Raw genomic sequence first — 17,697 nt, forward strand, 5'->3', positions numbered from 1 at the left:
CATTGAAAGTTTCATACATAAAAGGTACTTTATTAGGATTATTTATTCTCTTGCTGACAGGGTGCATGTATCCGGATAGTGAAAGAGCAGAGAATCAAGTCCCCCATGATACACAGCTTGAAATTGTACAAAATGCAGTAGATACTTATCGCGAGAAAACTGGTGGATTGGTACCTATCCGGACTAAACCTAGTGATACACCTATTTTTGAAAAGTATCTGGTTGACTTCAGCTTATTGAAGGAACAAAATGCCATCTCTGAAATTCCGGGGAATGCTTTTGAAAATGGTGGATATTATCAATATATCTTAATTACGCCGGAAGAAAATCCAACAGTTAAAGTCATTGATCTTCGCGTTACTGAAAAGATTCGTAGTGTCAACATTCGATTAAATGCATTTAGGCAAGAACACACCTATCCTGCATTTGGTGAAAAAGTAGAAGATGGGATTTATCTAATCGATCACGAAAAATTAAAACTCGACGAACCACCAACCGTAGTAAGCCCATATAGTCAAGAAAACCTTCCACTTGTAATGGACGTGCATGGAAATCTATTTGTAGACTATCGAATTGACTTACAACGTGCTTTAGAGGAATATGACCATGACTATAAAGAGGGGGATGACATTCGATTCTTATTGACGGATCATACCCCTTTTGCACCAACATATTCTCTTCCTTATACTGTTAAAGACGGAGAACCGGTATTTATGATGGAAGAATGAAAGGATAGTACTATAGTGAAGATCCAGGCATAAACAAACACCCTTGCGACATATATATTGTTGCAAGGGTGTTTTTATTGATTTTAATATCCTAATGGAAGATTAAATAAAGTGCTGATAAATAAAATCTAGGCTATTTGCTATCATCAATAGCTCGGCCGCTCCTGAGATACCTTGTTTTCCTTGGGAGGCGGTGAGATTGGACTGTGAAACATATAAGAGTGTTTCATAATAATTTCCAGCAGGTTGTATCAATTTTAATATGTTTAAAAAAGGAGTAAGCTCTCCTTGTTATCCTAAATAAGAATTATGGGGTGATAATCAGCAATGGAGTATATATAATTTTTAAAAATATATTTTTGCTATTCTAGTATACCTGAATCATGCATAATTCTTTGGGACAACATCATAGACTTGTAGTGGCAAGAAATAATCTGTTGTATTAATTATAGTTTTAGGATCGGGAGGGATTACTTTGGAGAAAATCGATATTTTTAAAGATATTTCTAAGCGGACAAATGGAGATATATATCTCGGAATCGTGGGGGCAGTCCGTACAGGAAAATCGACTTTTATCAAGAGGTTTATGGAACTTGTCGTACTGCCGAATATCGTTGATGAAAGTGATAGGGCAAGAGCCTTAGATGAACTTCCTCAAAGCGCAGCAGGGAAAACCATCATGACGACAGAGCCTAAGTTCATTCCAAATCAAGCGGTTACAGTAAATGTAGATGAAGGATTAGATGTAAATGTACGTCTTGTCGATTGTGTAGGTTATGCAGTTGAAGGCGCCAAAGGATTTGAAGATGAGAACGGGCCAAGGATGATTCATACACCATGGTATGAAGAACCTATTCCGTTTCATGATGCAGCAGAAATAGGAACACGTAAAGTTATTCAAGAACACTCAACCATTGGAATTGTTGTTACTACAGATGGCTCCATCGGTGAGATTCCTCGTTCGGACTATGTGGAAGCAGAGGAAAGGGTAATTGAAGAGTTAAAGGATGTAGGAAAGCCATTTATTATGGTTGTGAACTCCGTACGCCCGACAAGTCCAGAGACTGAATTTTTACGCCAAGAACTATCCGAGAAATATGATATTCCTGTTATAGCTGTAAGTGTAGAAAATATGACGGAGCATGATGTCTATAAAGTACTAAGAGAAGCATTATTTGAGTTCCCGGTACTGGAAGTGAATGTAAACCTTCCGAGCTGGGTGATGGTATTAAAAGAAGATCATTGGCTCAGAGAAAATTACCAGGAGGCCATTCAGAATACAGTCAAAAACATAAAGCGATTGCGAGATGTTGATGAGATTGTTGCGACATTTTCTGAATATGAATACATTGAGCGTGCAAATCTAGCTGGAATGGAGATGGGAGATGGAATTGCTGAAATTGATCTCCACTCACCGCCTGAACTGTATGATGAGATTTTAAAAGAGATTGTCGGGGAAGAAATTCGAGGGAAAGATCATTTATTAGAACTCATGCAGGAATTCACTCACGCGAAGAGGGAATATGATCAAATTGCAAGTGCACTACAGATGGTTAAACAAACAGGCTACGGTATCGCAGCACCTAGTGTACAGGATATGATACTGGATGAACCTGAAATAATTCGTCAAGGAACAAGATTTGGTGTTCGGCTTAAAGCTGTTGCACCTTCCATTCATATGATAAAAGTTGAAGTGGAGTCAGAATTTGCTCCTATTATCGGAACGGAGAAGCAAAGTGAAGAGCTAGTAAGATATTTGATGCAAGACTTTGAGGATGATCCTCTATCCATTTGGGAATCCGATATCTTCGGCAGGTCACTGAGCTCCATTGTACGTGAAGGAATTCAAGGAAAAATCTCATTAATGCCAGAAAATGCTAGATATAAATTAAAGGATACACTAGAGCGAATTATTAACGAAGGATCTGGCGGATTGTTGGCAATTATCTTATAGCAGCTGAAATAGGCTGCTTTTTATTTTTTTAACGGAAGGAAAATCCTTTTTGTTGTCGAATAGCTATAGTAACGGTAAAAACAAATAAAAAACTACTTTCACGCTTGAATAATCTGTAAAATTGGGTGAAATACCATGTTTTACAAAAATATTAGAGAAAAAGCGCACATATTGTTGAATTTTAATGCAAAGTCATATATTATAAGGCTTGTTACTAATTTGATTTAGTAACCAAGTATAAAAAAAGGCAAAGTTGTGAACAAATGAATTAAGTAGTTTTTTGTTTGTTGCACTGTCAAGTTTAACATTTTGGGAGGAGGTGAATGTCATGAACAAAACAGATTTAATCAATGCAGTAGCTGAGAAGACTGAGCTTTCTAAGAAAGACGCTACGAAAGCAGTTGAAGCTGTATTTGACTCTGTCATGGATTCACTTAAAAACGGTGAAAAGGTACAGTTGATTGGATTCGGAAACTTTGAGGTGCGCGATCGTGCAGCTCGTAAAGGCCGTAACCCACAAACTGGAGAAGAAATTGAAATCCCTGCAAGCAAAGTTCCTGCGTTCAAACCAGGTAAAGCTCTTAAAGACGCTGTTAAATAATTTGCTACATAGGGCTGATAAAGGGTACGTTCCTACGTACCCTTTTTTATGTACTGTTATCCACAGCAAATAGAATGCAGTCAATGTGAAAATATGCATATAATAGAGGATGGTAGATGGATTCTCCCAAACGTCCAAATTTGCTAGGAATTATTATTGTTCTTTAAAATACTTTGTTTAAGGGGATGGAAGTATGAAAGATACTAAAACTGATTTTATCGTAATTAAAGCACTTGAAGACGGGGTAAACGTGATAGGATTAACGCGTGGAACAAACACAAAATTTCATCATACAGAAAAACTCGATAAAAATGAGATTATGATTGCACAGTTCACTGAACATACTTCAGCTGTTAAAATCAGAGGTAAAGCATTAATTCAAACTAGTAATGGGGAAATGAGCAACGAATAATAAGTCCTCTATAATCTATCATCTTTTCCTGTCAGTAAGGATGTAGATTATAGTTAAATATGCTATAATGACTAAGGCACTTCAATTGATGAAAGGGCTTAGGTGATTTTTTTGAGTAAATCAATGAATGAAATAACTTTATACAAAGAGATAATAGAAAACAAAACAAATCATGACTTCCTAAGGAAAACTATACAAAAGCCCGTAATTGATGAGGATAAATTGTTTATCCTATTGAAGCTCATTCCTAAGGACACTGCTTCAGCGCAAACGAACCGCGACGTTTATATCATTACTACGATGCTTGTTCAAGTTGCGTTGGATACCCATGAGCTTGTTATGGATAATGATGATAATGAAACTGACGATGAGAAACTTGTTAAGCAGCTTTATGTACTAGCAGGTGATTATTATAGTGGATTATACTATTATCTGCTTTCAGAAATAGATGACTTGACATTCATACATAAACTAGCATCAGCAATAAAAGCGATTAATGAACGAAAGATGAAGCTTTATTATGGAGAGTATGAAACTTTCAGTGAATATACAAGCTTAAAAGTGGAAGTTGAGAGTCTCCTAATTGAAACCGTCGCCAATTATTTTCAGCATATCGATTTTATAAATTGTGTGAAACAATGGCAATATATCAAACTCCTTAGCAAAGAAAAGGAACGTATCGTCAACGATGAGATTTTACTTAACAGTATGATGGATTCCAAGAAAACGAACCCATATATGACTGCTGAAGATAAATTTAGTTCGATCATTCAAAGAGAATGGACAAGTTTTAATAATAAATTAATGAAATTGCCTCATTCAACTACCGACCTTCAATCTTATTTCAACCAGAAAATGGTCGACCATGTATATAGAAATACCTTAAATGCGGAAGAAGGGTAAAACGTGCATAAACAATCAAAAGAAGAAAGAGTACATTACGTATTTGAAAAAATATATAAAAATTACGATTCCATGAACTCCATTATTTCTTTTCAACAGCACAAAGCTTGGCGAAATGATGTTATGGCTAGAATGCATGTGGAAAAGGGCGCGAAGGCATTAGACGTATGTTGTGGTACTGGGGACTGGTCTGTTTCTCTAGCTCATGCAGTAGGTGAAGAGGGAGAAATAATTGGCTTGGATTTCAGCGAAAATATGCTATCTATTGCCGAAGATAAAAAAGAAAAATTGAATTTAAATCAAGTGAAATTTGTACATGGCAATGCAATGGAATTACCTTTTCCTGATAATACGTTCGATTATGTGACAATCGGATTTGGACTTAGAAATGTTCCCGACTATATGACCGTATTAAAAGAGATGTACAGGGTTGTAAAACCAAATGGAAAGGTAGTTTGCCTCGAAACTTCTCAACCGGAGTTGATTGGCTTTAAGCAATTATATTTCTTTTATTTTCGTTTTATCATGCCATTGTTTGGGAAGATATTCGCGGAAAGTTATGATGAGTACGCTTGGTTAAACGAATCAACAAAGAGTTTCCCTGATAAAAGGAAACTGAAAGAAATGTTTCAAGAGGCAGGCTTTTCTTTTGTCGAGGTGAAGAGCTATACACTTGGCGTAGCAGCGATGCATATGGGAACGAAGCAAATTCGCTGATAAAGGCCTTTTAGATGTAATTTGAAAATAAAGGTGACACATATGAAACTACCTAAAACATACGGATACTTAAAAAAGGATCTTGAAGTAATCGAAGAAGCTTTAAATCAAACGATTCAAGCTGAACACCCTGTCTTACGTCAAGCTTCGATAGATTTATTAAATGCTGGTGGAAAGCGAATTCGTCCTGTATTTGTGATTTTAGCCGGACAACTGGGTGACTATGATGCAGAAAGTATAAGTAAAGCTGCTGTTGCACTTGAATTAATACATATGGCAACGCTTGTCCATGATGATGTGATTGATGAAGCAACGTTACGCAGAGGCAAGCCCACCATAAAACATTTATATGGAAACCGTATAGCAATGTATACAGGGGATTATATCCTTGCCAGAGCCTTAGAAGAGGTAACAACAATAAATAATCCGAAAGCACATCGGGTACTCTCTAAAGCGTTAGTGGAAGTTGCCATAGGAGAAATTGATCAAATTCAGGATAAATTTAACTGGGAGCAGAATCTTAGAGATTATTTACGAAGAATTAAACGTAAAACAGCACTTTTAATTGCGACTAGCTGTCAGCTTGGAGCACTTCTTTCAGGTCTTTCCGATAAGGAAGTGAAGCTCCTTTATCGTTATGGCTATTACATTGGAATGTCGTATCAAATAATTGATGACATATTGGACTTTACGGAAACGGCGAAGCAATTAGGAAAACCTGCGGGAAATGACCTTTTGCAAGGGAATATTACCCTTCCGGTCCTATATGCCATTCGAGACCGGGAATTTAATGAAATGGTACAAGAGGTTTTTAAAAAACCTGATCTCATACAGTCAGACGACATGAAATTAGTAATTAATACATTAAAACAAACCGGTGCAATACGGAAATCCTATGAATTAAGTGACATGTATTTGAAAAAAGCACTGGATACTTTGAATGAATTGCCTAACAGCAAATCAAAGATAACACTACAAACCATTGCTAAATACATTGGAAGAAGAAGAGTTTAATGATAAAATTTGTTATTTCTTCAAGACTTTTGTATAATTTTATAGGTTAATAAATCAGCATAACTAAAGAGGTGTAGGAATGGAAAAAACATTTTTAATGGTAAAACCAGATGGTGTACAACGCAATCTAATCGGAGAAATCGTTTCACGTTTCGAAAAGAAAGGTTTCAGACTAGCGGGTGCGAAACTGATGCAAGTTTCCAACGAATTGGCTGAAGAACATTATGGTGAACATAAAGAAAGACCTTTCTTCGGAGAATTAGTTGAATTTATCACTTCTGGACCAGTGTTTGCAATGGTTTGGGAAGGTGAAAATGTTATCTCAACAGCACGTAACATGATGGGGAAAACAAACCCAAGTGAAGCTGCTCCAAGCACAATCCGTGGTGACTATGGTGTAACTGTTGGAAAGAATATCATTCACGGTTCTGATTCACCAGAAAGTGCAGAAAGAGAAATCAACTTATTCTTTGACGAAAAAGAATTGGTATCTTACGAAAAAGTTGATACAACTTGGATCTACTAATCCAACCACTAACCTCCGTTTATATAACGGAGGTTTTTACAAATAAAAATACATGATGTATTAATCTCTGGCGTATGATATGTGGTGCAAGTACGCTGGTTGTAGCTTCATTCCATCATCAAATTATTAAAATGTTTATATGAAACAGCATAGGGGGAGCAATATGTTGGATGACTATCTAGAATTTATCCAAAAAGTAAACAAAAAATATGATATTGACCTCAGTCTATATAAAGAAACTCAAATGAAAAGAAGAATAACAACATTGCGTGATAAACGAGGGTTTTCCAGCTATGTTCAATACTACGAAGCAATGAATAAAGATGTTGAACTACAGATAGAATTTATAGACCGATTGACAATTAATGTTTCAGAATTTTTCCGCAACATCAAGCGATGGGATGTTCTAAAGGACAAAGTAATTCCGCATATTTCACATAATAAATCCCGAATTTCAATTTGGAGTGCCGCTTGTTCGACTGGAGAAGAACCTTATAGCATCGCTATACTATTCAAAGAATATTTCCCTCACGTACAAATTGAGATCCTGGCGACTGATATTGATGATAAAGCACTTAGTAAGGCGAAGGAAGGTTTATATTTTGAACAATCTTTGAAAGAGGTTCCTCCTTCTCTAAAACAAAAATATTTTACTAAAACTCAAGCAAAGTATAAAGTTGACCCGGCGTTGAGAAGGAATATAACGTTTAAGAAACATAATTTATTGGCTGATCGCTATCCTACTAACTATGATTTAATAATCTGTCGTAACGTTCTGATTTACTTTACGGACGAAGCAAAAGAGCAAATTTATACTGGATTTAGTAACTCGCTGACCAATCAGGGGGTGCTTTTTGTAGGGAGTACCGAACAAATCTTCTCACCGGAGAAGTATAATTTCAAATTATTGGATACATTTTTCTATCAAAAGCATAAAAACTAAAATTATTTAATTTTTACGGTAATTTAATTCCAAAAAAATGTTCGAATATGTTATAGTAATTAGAAATCTAATTCAGTACATAATTATTAATTGCTTGGGAAAAAGGAGAATGCTACATTGAGGTACTTAACTGCAGGTGAATCACATGGTAAACAATTAACAACAATTGTAGAAGGCGTTCCTTCTAATCTACCTATTACAAAGGAAGACATCAATCATTCCCTATTAAGGAGACAACAGGGCTATGGTCGTGGAAAAAGAATGCAAATTGAAAAGGACCTTGTAGAGGTTACCGGTGGTATCAGACACGGATATACGTTAGGCTCGCCAATATCACTAGTTATCAATAATGATGACTACAAACATTGGACGGATATAATGGGGGAGGATCCGATTGCTGAAGATACGAAGCTACGCCGTGTTGTGACCCGTCCGAGACCAGGACATGCCGACCTAAATGGTGCTTTAAAATATGGTCATCGAGATATAAGAAATATTCTTGAGCGTTCTTCTGCGAGAGAGACGGCTGCAAGAGTCGCTGCTGGTGCTGTTGCGAAAAAGTTGCTTAGGGAACTAGGTATAGAGGTAGCCGGATACGTAAAAGAAATTGGTGGAATCATAGCTGAGGAAAAAGATGGTCTGTCAATCAAAGAAAGACAAGAAATCGCTCAAAATTCACCAGTTATGGTACTTGATTCATCAGCTGAAAAAGAGATGATGGCAAAAATCGACTTGGCAAAAAGCGAGGGAGACACGCTTGGCGGTGTCTGTGAAGTCTATGTGGAAGGTGTGCCAGCTGGGGTAGGATCGTATGTTCATTATGATCGTAAGCTCGACGCAAGAATTGCGGGTAGTGTAGCAAGTATTAATGCTTTTAAAGGTGTTGAATTTGGTATTGGTTTCCAAGCTGCAAAGATTTTTGGAAGTGAGAACCATGATGAGATTGCTTGGAATGAGGAACGGGGATATTATCGTACGTCCAACCGATTGGGCGGTTTTGAGGGCGGTATGACTACTGGGATGCCAATAGTAGTAAGAGGGGTCATGAAGCCAATTCCTACATTGATGAAGAAACCGTTGCAAAGTGTTGATATTGATACAAAGGAACAAATCACAGCGACAATTGAAAGATCTGACCCTTGTGCAGTGCCAGCAGCCTCTGTAGTCATGGAGCATGTAGTTGCTTTTGAAATTGCAAAAGCGATTACTGAGCAATTCCCACATGATCAATTTCCAAAGCTAAAAGAAGCCATTGACCAGTACCGAGATGAAATTAGGTGGTTTTAGTGCAAGAGCTATCTGTAAAACATAGTAACGGAGTCTATTCCATTTTAGTTGGAAATGGACTTCGTTTTAAACTACATGAGTATTTAAAGAAGTCCTATACGAAGGTACTTATAATTTCCGATGAGAATGTAGCTAAGTATTATCTAGAAGATGTAAAGAAAGGTCTGGATAACTTTTCTTTGGCTTCATACACGATACCTTCAGGTGAGCAATCTAAACATATTGATGTTTATTATGAGATACAGACAAGAGCAATTGAAATCGGTATGGATCGAAACTCTTTGATTATTGCTTTAGGTGGTGGAGTAGTAGGAGATCTTGCCGGATTTGTCGCCGCTACCTTTATGCGGGGTATCGATTATATTCAAGTACCAACCACGATACTTGCTCACGACAGCAGTGTAGGAGGTAAAGTGGCTATAAATCATTCTCTTGGAAAAAATTTAATCGGTGCTTTTTATCCTCCAGTGGGTGTTTTTTATGATATGGAAACTTTAACTTCCTTATCGGAACGCGAGACACGTTCTGGTTATGCAGAATTAATTAAAGAGGCGTTAATTTCCAGTGAAGAATTATTTTATTCCATGATTGAAACAGATTTAGAATCCATATCAACGGAGAAGTTACAGGAATATATTATGGCTGGTATAAGAGTGAAACAAGGAATTGTGGAAGCTGACGAGAAAGAACATGGAATCCGTATGTTCTTGAATTTAGGTCATACGCTAGCTCATGCACTGGAAGCTGAATTAGGATATGGCAAAATCACTCATGGAGAGGCAGTTGCCATCGGGTTATTGTTCTCTATCCATGTAAGTGAAAAAGTTTATCAGAAAAAACTTCCATTTGATCGATTAAAAGGCTGGCTCGTAGCGAATAATTATCCGATACTATCGACCTTCGATAGTAAAGAAATCATAAATCATATGAAATCAGATAAGAAGACTATCGGACAACAAATTAAAATGGTTTTAATGGAAGCACCTGGACAGTTAAAAGTAGAACAGATTACCGACGATGAATTAAATAATCATCTTAATACATTTAAAGAAAGGTTGGTGTAAACATGGTGTCGAGGGGAATACGAGGTGCAACCACAATAAAAGAAAATAACGCTGAGGAAATTATCCAACAGACGAAACTCGTGTTAAAGGAAATGATTGACAGCAACAATGTGAAACCAGAGAATGTGTCACATGTATTCATTTCCGCTACAAAAGATATAAATGCAGTGTTTCCTGCTCGGGCCTTAAGAGAATTTCCAGGCTGGACATATGTGCCTGTCATGTGTATGGCCGAAATTGATGTGCAAAACAGTTTGAAATCCTGTATTCGTATTATGATGGTTGTCAACACAGATCTGGCTCAAGACGAGATTAGACATGTTTTTCATAATGAAGCTGTAACGCTTCGTCCAGAATTAGTTGAGAAGAGGGGAAAGTAATAAAGTGAAACAGAAAACAATACTCAGCAAACTAACTGCATACCAACAGGGTAAACAAACCCATGAAATCAAAGAGGAATACGGTTTAGAGAAAATAGTGAAGCTCGCGTCTAATGAAAATGTTTATGGTTATTCGTCTCAAGTCAAAAATTATTTAACAGAGAACCTTCCTGAATTAAATATTTATCCGGATGGGCATACGAGTGAATTGAGAACAGCGCTTAGCAAAAAACTTGCAGTAGACGAAAATCAGTTACTATTTGGAAGTGGTTCAGAAGAGATCATTCAAATTATCTGCCGGGCATTTGTCCAAGATAATACGAATACCGTTATGGCAGCTAATTCTTTCCCGCAGTATAGGCACAATACATTGGTTGAAGGTGGAACTGTTAAAGAAATTCCTGTAAAAGCAAATGGAGAACATGATTTGCAAGCAATGAATGCAGCCATTGATGAAGAGACGGTCGTTGTGTGGATTTGTGCTCCAGACAATCCGACAGGTACATTGATCAAGGGAGAAGAATTCATTAATTTTATGGAAGATTGCCCCAAAGACGTATTGGTTGTACTGGATGAGGCATACCGAGAATACGTGGATGAGGCGCAATTGCTTGATTCACATACATACATTAAGAATTATCCTAATCTGATTTCTTTGCGAACTTTTTCTAAAGCTTATGGGTTGGCGGGGTTACGGATAGGTTATGGAATTGGACATCCGGATCTGGTTCATCATTTAAACGTCGTTAGAGGTCCATTCAACACCACCTCTGTCGCTCAGAAAGCTGCTACGATCGCGATACAAGACGAGGATTTCATTCGTGAAACAGTAGAGAAAAACCGTGATGTTAAAAATGATTTCTGTCAATTTCTCGATGAGATAAATTGGGCATATTATCCTAGTTATACAAACTTCATTTCTGTATCGACTCCAGTAAGTGGCCTAGAGATGTTTCAATACTTGATTGAAAATGGCTTCATTGTAAGACCTGGAGAATTGCTTGGATATCCTAATTCAATTCGGATAACCATAGGTAATAAAGAAGATATGACAGAGCTCCAAGAAATCATAAAGAAATTTATTGAAAGTAATGGGTGAACATATGGATAATCGAAAAATCTTAGTAGCAGGTATAGGGCTCATAGGTGGCTCTATTGCTAAAGCCATAAAAATAAATCCTGAACATACCGTACTGGGCTACGATTTGAATGAACAAAGCTTGGACTACGGCCTAAAAAATGGAATTATAGATGAAGCTTATACAGACTTTAAACATGCCGCTCAAAATGCTGATATTATAATCCTTGCAGCTCCAATAACAGAAACCATTGAATTATTGGAGATGCTTGACTCCATTACATTTGAAAGAAAAGTAATTGTAACAGATACGGCGTCTGTGAAAAATACAGTCATTGAAACAGCGGAGAAACTTATTAACCAACAGATTGTATTTATCGGTGGCCATCCAATGGCTGGATCTCATAAACGCGGAATTGAAGCGGCGAAATCGCATCTATTTGAAAATGCAATTTATGTCTTAACCCCGACGAAACGAAGTACGGAAAAAGATGTACATACGTTAAAAGAAGTGCTGACACCAACGAAAAGCAAGTTTATCGTTTTAAAGCCGGAAGAACATGATGAAATGACTGGTGTCGTTTCTCATTTTCCGCATTTGATTGCATCTTCACTTGTCCATCAGGCTAAGAAATGGCAAGAAACTCATGCTTTCTTACCCAAATTAGCTGCTGGGGGTTTCCGAGATATTACTAGAATCGCTTCAAGTAATCCAGAATTATGGCAGGATATTTTCTATCATAATCGGAGAAAAATGTCCGTGTTGTTACAAGAATGGATTGAAGAAATGATGCATTTGAAAAGTCTCGTAGATTATAACGAGAAGCAAGAAATGATTAATTATTTAAAGACAGCAAAGACGTATCGTGATGGTATTCCAACAAAAGATGGTGGAGCGATACCAGCATTTTATGATCTTTATGTCGATATACGTGACCAACCCGGGGCTTTGGCTTCTGTGTTTAAAATTTTAGCAGACTATGAGATAAGCGTTAAAAACATTGAAATTCTAGAAATCCGTGAAGGAATTACCGGGGTGCTTCGTCTAAGTTTCTATACGGAAAAAGCGCAAAAGAAAGGTAAGAAATATTTAGAACAAAATGGTTATGAAACAATGATACAAAATTGAAGTGAGAGGATGAGCACGTATGGCTGAAAAAAGACTGCTACCCCAAGCATCACCTATTGTGGGGGAGATAGAGGTACCTGGAGATAAATCAATTTCCCACCGGGCAGTCATCTTTGGCTCCTTAGCAAAAGGCCAGACTAAAATCAGGCACTTCTTAGATGGTGAAGATTGTTTGCGTACCATCGATGCTTTTCGTGAATTGGGAGTGGACATCGAACGAGATGGAGAGACAATTTTAATAAATAGCGATGGACCGTCCAGTTTCAAAGAACCCAAAAATCCACTATACTTTGGCAACTCAGGAACGACAGCTCGCCTTTTAATCGGTTTGTTTGCAGGGTTACCTTTATTCACTACCATTTCTGGAGATGCTTCTTTGTCAGGAAGGCCGATGGATCGAGTGATTCTCCCATTATCAAAGATGAACGCAAAAATCTATGGTAGAGAAAACGCCCGTTTGCTTCCCCTCGCTATTGTCGGCCAAGACCTGAAGGCTATTGAATATAAGCTTCCGGTTAAAAGTGCTCAAGTGAAATCTGCTCTATTGCTTGCAGGTTTATTTGCTGAAGGGGAAACAAAGATTACGGAACTAACTCAAACTAGAAACCATACAGAAACAATGTTAGAAGCTTTTGGAGTGAACCTTCATGTAGAAGGGAACACCATTCGAATGGAAGGGAAACAAAATCTAAAGGCTACAGATGTTTATGTTCCAGGCGACATTTCATCGGCTGCATTTTTCCTCGCAGGTGCTGCTGCGAAACAGAATAGTTCACTTCTATTAAAGAATGTTGGACTTAATCCAACTCGTACTGGAATCGTAGATGTACTAATCAAAATGGGAGCCGACTTGGAAATCAGCCATCAACAAAAAGTTGGCGGAGAAGTTTTTGGTGATATTCTGATAAAGAGTGCACCGTTGTCTGGGATTGAAATTTCAGGCGATATCATTCCGCGGTTAATTGATGAGATTCCTATTATTGCTCTTCTAGCGACTCAAGCTGAGGGAAGAACAATCATTAAGGACGCTGAAGAACTCAGAGTAAAGGAAACGGATCGGATTGCTGCAGTAGTAGAGCTGCTAACTACACTTGGTGCGAATATAAAAGCTACCGACGATGGAATGATAATTGAAGGAAAGACATCTTTAACTGGTGGCAAAATATCCGCTTACCATGATCATAGAATGGCTATGATGGGTGCTATTGCATCCTTATTTTCCGAGGAAGAAATCATTATTGACGACGTATCTTCCATCGCCATCTCCTACCCAAGATTTTTTGACGATTTAAAGATAGTAACATCAAACGAATAAACCATAAAACCTAAAGAGAGCCAAATAGCTTGGCTCTCTTTAGGTTTTCATAAACATTAGAAATTAACTGTTGATTAATTTAGAAATCCTACTCCGGTCCGCAGCCCCCGATACACCTTCGCTTTCCGTGGGCGGCTGGTGAGCCTCCTCCGCGCGAGGCGCCTTGCAGGGTCTCACCGATTCCTTTGCTCTCACAGGAATCTCCGGTGTATCGGGGACTGTTCCCAGCAAATATTAATTATTTGCAGCATTGAATTTAGTTAAAAAATCGATTACATTAATTATCCAAATATCTCGAGACTACTTCAGGAGGACAGGTCGGAGTGAGAGTGAGACCAAACAGTGATACGAGGCAGACTGTGGACGCAACGTGGGATAACAACGTATGCATTAGCACGTCCTTTGCGTAGATGCTCGAGACGCATAAAGAAAATGGGCGGGCTTTGGACTACGGGCTTCGATCATAACCGTTAAGCTTTCAATTCTATTATGCAGCATTTATTTATTGATTGAACCAAATCATACTTTTCGTTATGATAAACTATATGCAGTATTATTAAAGAAAGGATGGAGAAATGGATACCATCTTACAAGCAATTGAATTGGTAGAACAAAACGATATCAATCAAGCACTGAATTTGCTTGAGGAATACATTCCACAAGCAAATGATGATGAAAAATTTACCATTGCTGAACTTTATTTAAAATGGGGCTTATTGAATGAAGCTGAAATAATTCTGACTGATCTTTTACAGAAATATCCGGACGAAAGTGATGTAAAGCTCCTGCTCGTTGATATTTATATTGAGAAGGAACAAGATGAGCTGGCTATATCTTTACTTGATGATATATCAGAAGAAGACCCGGCTTATATTCAGGCATTAGTGCAATTGGCGGACTTATATCAAGCACAGGGGCTTTTTGAAGTTGCTGAACAGAAATTGCTTGAAGCGAAACAAAAACTCCCGAACGAAATAATTATAGACTTTGCCTTAGGAGAATTGTTCTTTTCCATCGGCGAATACATAAAAGCGGTCACTTACTTCGAGAAAGTTGTGAAAGAACATGACTTATTAGCAGATGTCTCGATAAAAGACCGGTTGGCTGAGTCCTATGCCGGGGTTGGTGAATATGAAAAAGCACTCGAATTCTTCGAGGCAGGGTCAGATAAAAGTCCAGATAAATTTTTTAAGTTTGGTGTCACTGCCAATCAGGCGGAGAGATATGACATTGCGATAACTGCATGGAAACGAGTGATTGAAATTGATCCTTATTACCATACGGTTTACGAGAATCTAGCAGAAGCATTAAATAAAGAAGGTATGCCATCGGAAGCATTTGAGATTGCAAAGAAAGGACTTCAACATGATTCTTTCAATAAACATCTGTACTTTCTCACCGGCAACCTTGCTCATCAGCTGAATGATGACCGTTTAAGTGAGGAATATGTTAGGGAAGCAATAGCTTTAGATCCTGATTACTTGGAAGCAATCCTCTTTTTACTGGAATTTTTGAAAGAGAGAAATAGACATTCTGAGATTATCGAATTGATTACTAGTATCAAGTCGACCGGATCTCTTGAATCTTTATACGATTGGGAGCTGGCAAAAGCATATACCGAAGAAGAAAAATATAAAGAGGCACTTTCTTCTTATCGGGAAGCTTATCAGAATTTAAGTGACGACCCTGACTTTTTAAAGGAATATGGTTATTTTCTAACAGAGGAAGGTTTAATTTCGGAAGCTATTGATGTTTTGAATAAATACCTTAACTTTGTTCCAGATGATTATATAGTCGAAGAGTATTTATCTCGGCTACAAGCCCAAGACGATTGAGGAGGATTAATTCATGAGGACTCCAATTATTCAGCCGCATGAAAAGAAAGCATTTATCTATTGGTTTTTAAACCAGTATGAGCTGAAGTCTCGGGAAAGTAATTGGATACTTACCTATTTGGCAAGTAATCATAAAGTGTTGAGAAATGTCCATTTCGTTCGGAATGCTAAATTTTGCCCTCGCAGTATTGTCATCTCAAGTACATGTTCGGATGGAGTTGCTTTTCGATTCTATCGTAATCAATTGGTTACTTCCGAACCCGAGAAAGCATTTCATGATATTCGGTTAAATGCCGAGGAACCATTGTATATTGAACTGAACTTTTATCGTTGGAAGCAATCTCCACAGTTTGCGTTGATTCTTGAAGAAAATCCGTTTCTAACGAATGATGATTACATTACGAATGAAGATAAGGTAGAAGCCGATAGAATTATCAATTATACTTTGCAATACAGAAAAAAAGAATTATTGATAAAAGCGATTGACCAAGCTCTTGATGAAAGAGATCCAGAGAAGTTCCACAAACTATCGAAAGAACTGCAACAGGTGGAAGCTTCTCTATTGAATCAACCGACTTCCACGTGAATCGGGTAATTTGATAATATCAAAAACCGTTAAAGAAAGGCTGAATGTTTTAAATGAAGTGGAGAAAAGAAGACTTAGAGAAATATGTACAAGCCAAGGAATATATTGACACAATTCTATTGCCAATCATACCATTCCAACTGGCAGATGATGCAGAATCTGAAAAACATGCATTTCAACAAGAGGTTATGGGGATATTCGGCAGTGAAATAGAACAGGAGTTAAGTGGTAGAGTAATGCTGATACCTAGTTACTACTACTTAAAAGAAGGAAACAAGGAAGTAGAGGTCCAGCGGTTGAACGATTGGATAGCTGAAGCTAAGGATCAACCCTTCCAACATATTATTTTGCTTACTTTTGATGCAACGTGGAAGAAGTATGAAAAAGAACTTGATGGAAATTTATTATGGTTGCCTGGTCTTCACGGTGCTGATATACGAACAAAAGAAACGCAGGGAATCATCCGAGATCAAGTCAAGCAGCTTACTGAAATCATCCGCTCTTATTGGCAGTAAAGCTATAAGCCTGAAACACCAATTAATTTTATTGTTCAAATAAAGGTTTTTTATTAGCAAAGTAGGAAAGAATTCTAGTAACTCTAGTTATTTATTGACCCAACTAGAAGATTGCGCTATCATGGTATTGTCCTAGTAATGTAAGTTAATTTATAAATGTCCTTAATTATTGTAAAAGAGGGGGGAAAATCATGAGTGAAGAAAAAAAGCAACAAGTATCCCGTAGACAATTCTTAAATTATACGCTTATGGGTGTAGGGGGATTTATGGCAGCTGGCCTTTTAATTTCTCCTGTTAGAATGGCTATCGATCCTGTATTGAAGTCAGGTGAAGGCGGTGGTCTAGCTAACGTTGGTATCGCTGTTGATGAAATTACAAATGAACCAACAAGGATTGACTGGAGTGTCGATCAAGTGGACGGTTGGTATGAATCTCAAGTAAGCCGCTCTGCGTGGGTCTTTAAAGATGAAAATGATGAAATTGTAGCTTTCTCCCCAGTATGTAAACACTTAGGTTGTGTTGTTTCTTGGGAAGGAAGCGAAAAGTATCCAAACGAATTCTTCTGTCCATGTCATGATGGTCGCTATTATAAGAACGGTGTAAACGTACCCGGCACACCACCATTGACACCACTAGATGAATATGAAATGGAAATCAAGGATGGAATGCTATTCTTAGGAGATCCAAAACCACACAGGGAGGCTTAAAAA

The 17,697-nt window shown here is 37.6% G+C and carries 19 protein-coding genes; all 19 read left to right on the forward strand.

All coding sequences use genetic code 11. From position 1 onward, the window contains the following. Positions 1-2 precede the first annotated feature (2 nt). The 19 genes from M3210_RS01105 (at position 3) to M3210_RS01195 (ending at position 17,694) form a co-directional block, all read left to right on the forward strand. The gene (locus M3210_RS01105; RefSeq protein ID WP_251510295.1) at positions 3-728 is read left to right on the forward strand and encodes a YphF family lipoprotein; all 726 of its coding nucleotides are present in this window, start codon (positions 3-5) and stop codon (positions 726-728) included. A 475-nt stretch (positions 729-1,203) separates the two neighbouring features. Continuing rightward, complete coding sequence (spoIVA, locus tag M3210_RS01110; RefSeq protein ID WP_251510297.1) at positions 1,204-2,682, forward strand: stage IV sporulation protein A; 1,479 nt, start codon at positions 1,204-1,206, stop codon at positions 2,680-2,682. Between the two features lie 328 nt (positions 2,683-3,010). Beyond that, on the forward strand, positions 3,011-3,283 hold the full coding sequence (locus M3210_RS01115; RefSeq protein ID WP_251510300.1) for an HU family DNA-binding protein: 273 nt from the start codon (positions 3,011-3,013) through the stop codon (positions 3,281-3,283). Positions 3,284-3,476: 193 nt separating this feature from the next. After that, a complete protein-coding gene (mtrB, locus tag M3210_RS01120; RefSeq protein WP_251510302.1) occupies positions 3,477-3,695 on the forward strand; it encodes a trp RNA-binding attenuation protein MtrB in 219 nt (72 codons plus the stop codon). 111 nt (positions 3,696-3,806) lie between these two features. Continuing rightward, the gene (locus tag M3210_RS01125; RefSeq protein WP_251510304.1) at positions 3,807-4,598 is read left to right on the forward strand and encodes a heptaprenyl diphosphate synthase component 1; all 792 of its coding nucleotides are present in this window, start codon (positions 3,807-3,809) and stop codon (positions 4,596-4,598) included. A 3-nt stretch (positions 4,599-4,601) separates the two neighbouring features. After that, on the forward strand, positions 4,602-5,315 hold the full coding sequence (gene menG, locus M3210_RS01130; RefSeq protein ID WP_251510306.1) for a demethylmenaquinone methyltransferase: 714 nt from the start codon (positions 4,602-4,604) through the stop codon (positions 5,313-5,315). A 42-nt stretch (positions 5,316-5,357) separates the two neighbouring features. Further along, a complete protein-coding gene (hepT, locus tag M3210_RS01135; RefSeq protein ID WP_251510309.1) occupies positions 5,358-6,329 on the forward strand; it encodes a heptaprenyl diphosphate synthase component II in 972 nt (323 codons plus the stop codon). 79 nt (positions 6,330-6,408) lie between these two features. Further along, positions 6,409-6,855 carry a nucleoside-diphosphate kinase gene (ndk, locus tag M3210_RS01140; RefSeq protein ID WP_251510311.1) on the forward strand — a complete coding sequence of 149 codons (447 nt, stop codon included), beginning with the start codon at positions 6,409-6,411 and terminating at the stop codon, positions 6,853-6,855. Between the two features lie 163 nt (positions 6,856-7,018). Continuing rightward, positions 7,019-7,798 carry a CheR family methyltransferase gene (locus tag M3210_RS01145; protein WP_251510313.1) on the forward strand — a complete coding sequence of 260 codons (780 nt, stop codon included), beginning with the start codon at positions 7,019-7,021 and terminating at the stop codon, positions 7,796-7,798. Between the two features lie 117 nt (positions 7,799-7,915). Continuing rightward, on the forward strand, positions 7,916-9,085 hold the full coding sequence (gene aroC, locus M3210_RS01150; RefSeq protein ID WP_251510315.1) for a chorismate synthase: 1,170 nt from the start codon (positions 7,916-7,918) through the stop codon (positions 9,083-9,085). After that, positions 9,085-10,149, forward strand: a complete 1,065-nt coding sequence (aroB, locus tag M3210_RS01155) for a 3-dehydroquinate synthase (RefSeq protein WP_251510317.1) — start codon at positions 9,085-9,087, stop codon at positions 10,147-10,149. The genes aroC and aroB overlap by 1 nt, the downstream gene beginning before the upstream one ends. A gap of 2 nt (positions 10,150-10,151) precedes the next feature. Beyond that, a complete protein-coding gene (aroH, locus tag M3210_RS01160; protein WP_251510318.1) occupies positions 10,152-10,529 on the forward strand; it encodes a chorismate mutase in 378 nt (125 codons plus the stop codon). Between the two features lie 4 nt (positions 10,530-10,533). Beyond that, positions 10,534-11,628: a histidinol-phosphate transaminase gene (hisC, locus tag M3210_RS01165; RefSeq protein ID WP_251510319.1), complete on the forward strand. Its 1,095-nt coding sequence runs from the start codon at positions 10,534-10,536 to the stop codon at positions 11,626-11,628. Positions 11,629-11,632: 4 nt separating this feature from the next. Then, a complete protein-coding gene (locus M3210_RS01170; RefSeq protein ID WP_251510321.1) occupies positions 11,633-12,736 on the forward strand; it encodes a prephenate dehydrogenase in 1,104 nt (367 codons plus the stop codon). A 19-nt stretch (positions 12,737-12,755) separates the two neighbouring features. Continuing rightward, on the forward strand, positions 12,756-14,051 hold the full coding sequence (gene aroA, locus M3210_RS01175; protein ID WP_251510324.1) for a 3-phosphoshikimate 1-carboxyvinyltransferase: 1,296 nt from the start codon (positions 12,756-12,758) through the stop codon (positions 14,049-14,051). Positions 14,052-14,626: 575 nt separating this feature from the next. Beyond that, on the forward strand, positions 14,627-15,886 hold the full coding sequence (locus M3210_RS01180; protein ID WP_251510326.1) for a tetratricopeptide repeat protein: 1,260 nt from the start codon (positions 14,627-14,629) through the stop codon (positions 15,884-15,886). Between the two features lie 13 nt (positions 15,887-15,899). After that, positions 15,900-16,472: a ReoY family proteolytic degradation factor gene (locus M3210_RS01185; RefSeq protein ID WP_251510328.1), complete on the forward strand. Its 573-nt coding sequence runs from the start codon at positions 15,900-15,902 to the stop codon at positions 16,470-16,472. Positions 16,473-16,525: 53 nt separating this feature from the next. Continuing rightward, complete coding sequence (locus M3210_RS01190) at positions 16,526-16,987, forward strand: YpiF family protein (protein ID WP_251510330.1); 462 nt, start codon at positions 16,526-16,528, stop codon at positions 16,985-16,987. 191 nt (positions 16,988-17,178) lie between these two features. Next, on the forward strand, positions 17,179-17,694 hold the full coding sequence (locus M3210_RS01195) for a QcrA and Rieske domain-containing protein (RefSeq protein ID WP_251510333.1): 516 nt from the start codon (positions 17,179-17,181) through the stop codon (positions 17,692-17,694). Positions 17,695-17,697: the final 3 nt, after the last annotated feature.

Source organism: Oceanobacillus luteolus (assembly GCF_023715655.1).
Classification (GTDB): Bacteria; Bacillota; Bacilli; order Bacillales; family Amphibacillaceae; genus Oceanobacillus; species Oceanobacillus luteolus.

Bases quoted from the DNA above. Each gene is read 5' to 3' on its own strand.
- M3210_RS01115 (WP_251510300.1), top strand. From the start codon at position 3,011: ATGAACAAAACAGATTTAATCAATGCAGTAGCTGAGAAGACTGAGCTT.
- mtrB (WP_251510302.1), top strand. From the start codon at position 3,477: ATGAAAGATACTAAAACTGATTTTATCGTAATTAAAGCACTTGAAGAC.
- hepT (WP_251510309.1), top strand. From the start codon at position 5,358: ATGAAACTACCTAAAACATACGGATACTTAAAAAAGGATCTTGAAGTA.
- ndk (WP_251510311.1), top strand. From the start codon at position 6,409: ATGGAAAAAACATTTTTAATGGTAAAACCAGATGGTGTACAACGCAAT.
- M3210_RS01145 (WP_251510313.1), top strand. From the start codon at position 7,019: ATGTTGGATGACTATCTAGAATTTATCCAAAAAGTAAACAAAAAATAT.
- aroH (WP_251510318.1), top strand. From the start codon at position 10,152: ATGGTGTCGAGGGGAATACGAGGTGCAACCACAATAAAAGAAAATAAC.
- M3210_RS01170 (WP_251510321.1), top strand. From the start codon at position 11,633: ATGGATAATCGAAAAATCTTAGTAGCAGGTATAGGGCTCATAGGTGGC.
- aroA (WP_251510324.1), top strand. From the start codon at position 12,756: ATGGCTGAAAAAAGACTGCTACCCCAAGCATCACCTATTGTGGGGGAG.
- M3210_RS01180 (WP_251510326.1), top strand. From the start codon at position 14,627: ATGGATACCATCTTACAAGCAATTGAATTGGTAGAACAAAACGATATC.
- M3210_RS01185 (WP_251510328.1), top strand. From the start codon at position 15,900: ATGAGGACTCCAATTATTCAGCCGCATGAAAAGAAAGCATTTATCTAT.
- M3210_RS01190 (WP_251510330.1), top strand. From the start codon at position 16,526: ATGAAGTGGAGAAAAGAAGACTTAGAGAAATATGTACAAGCCAAGGAA.
- M3210_RS01195 (WP_251510333.1), top strand. From the start codon at position 17,179: ATGAGTGAAGAAAAAAAGCAACAAGTATCCCGTAGACAATTCTTAAAT.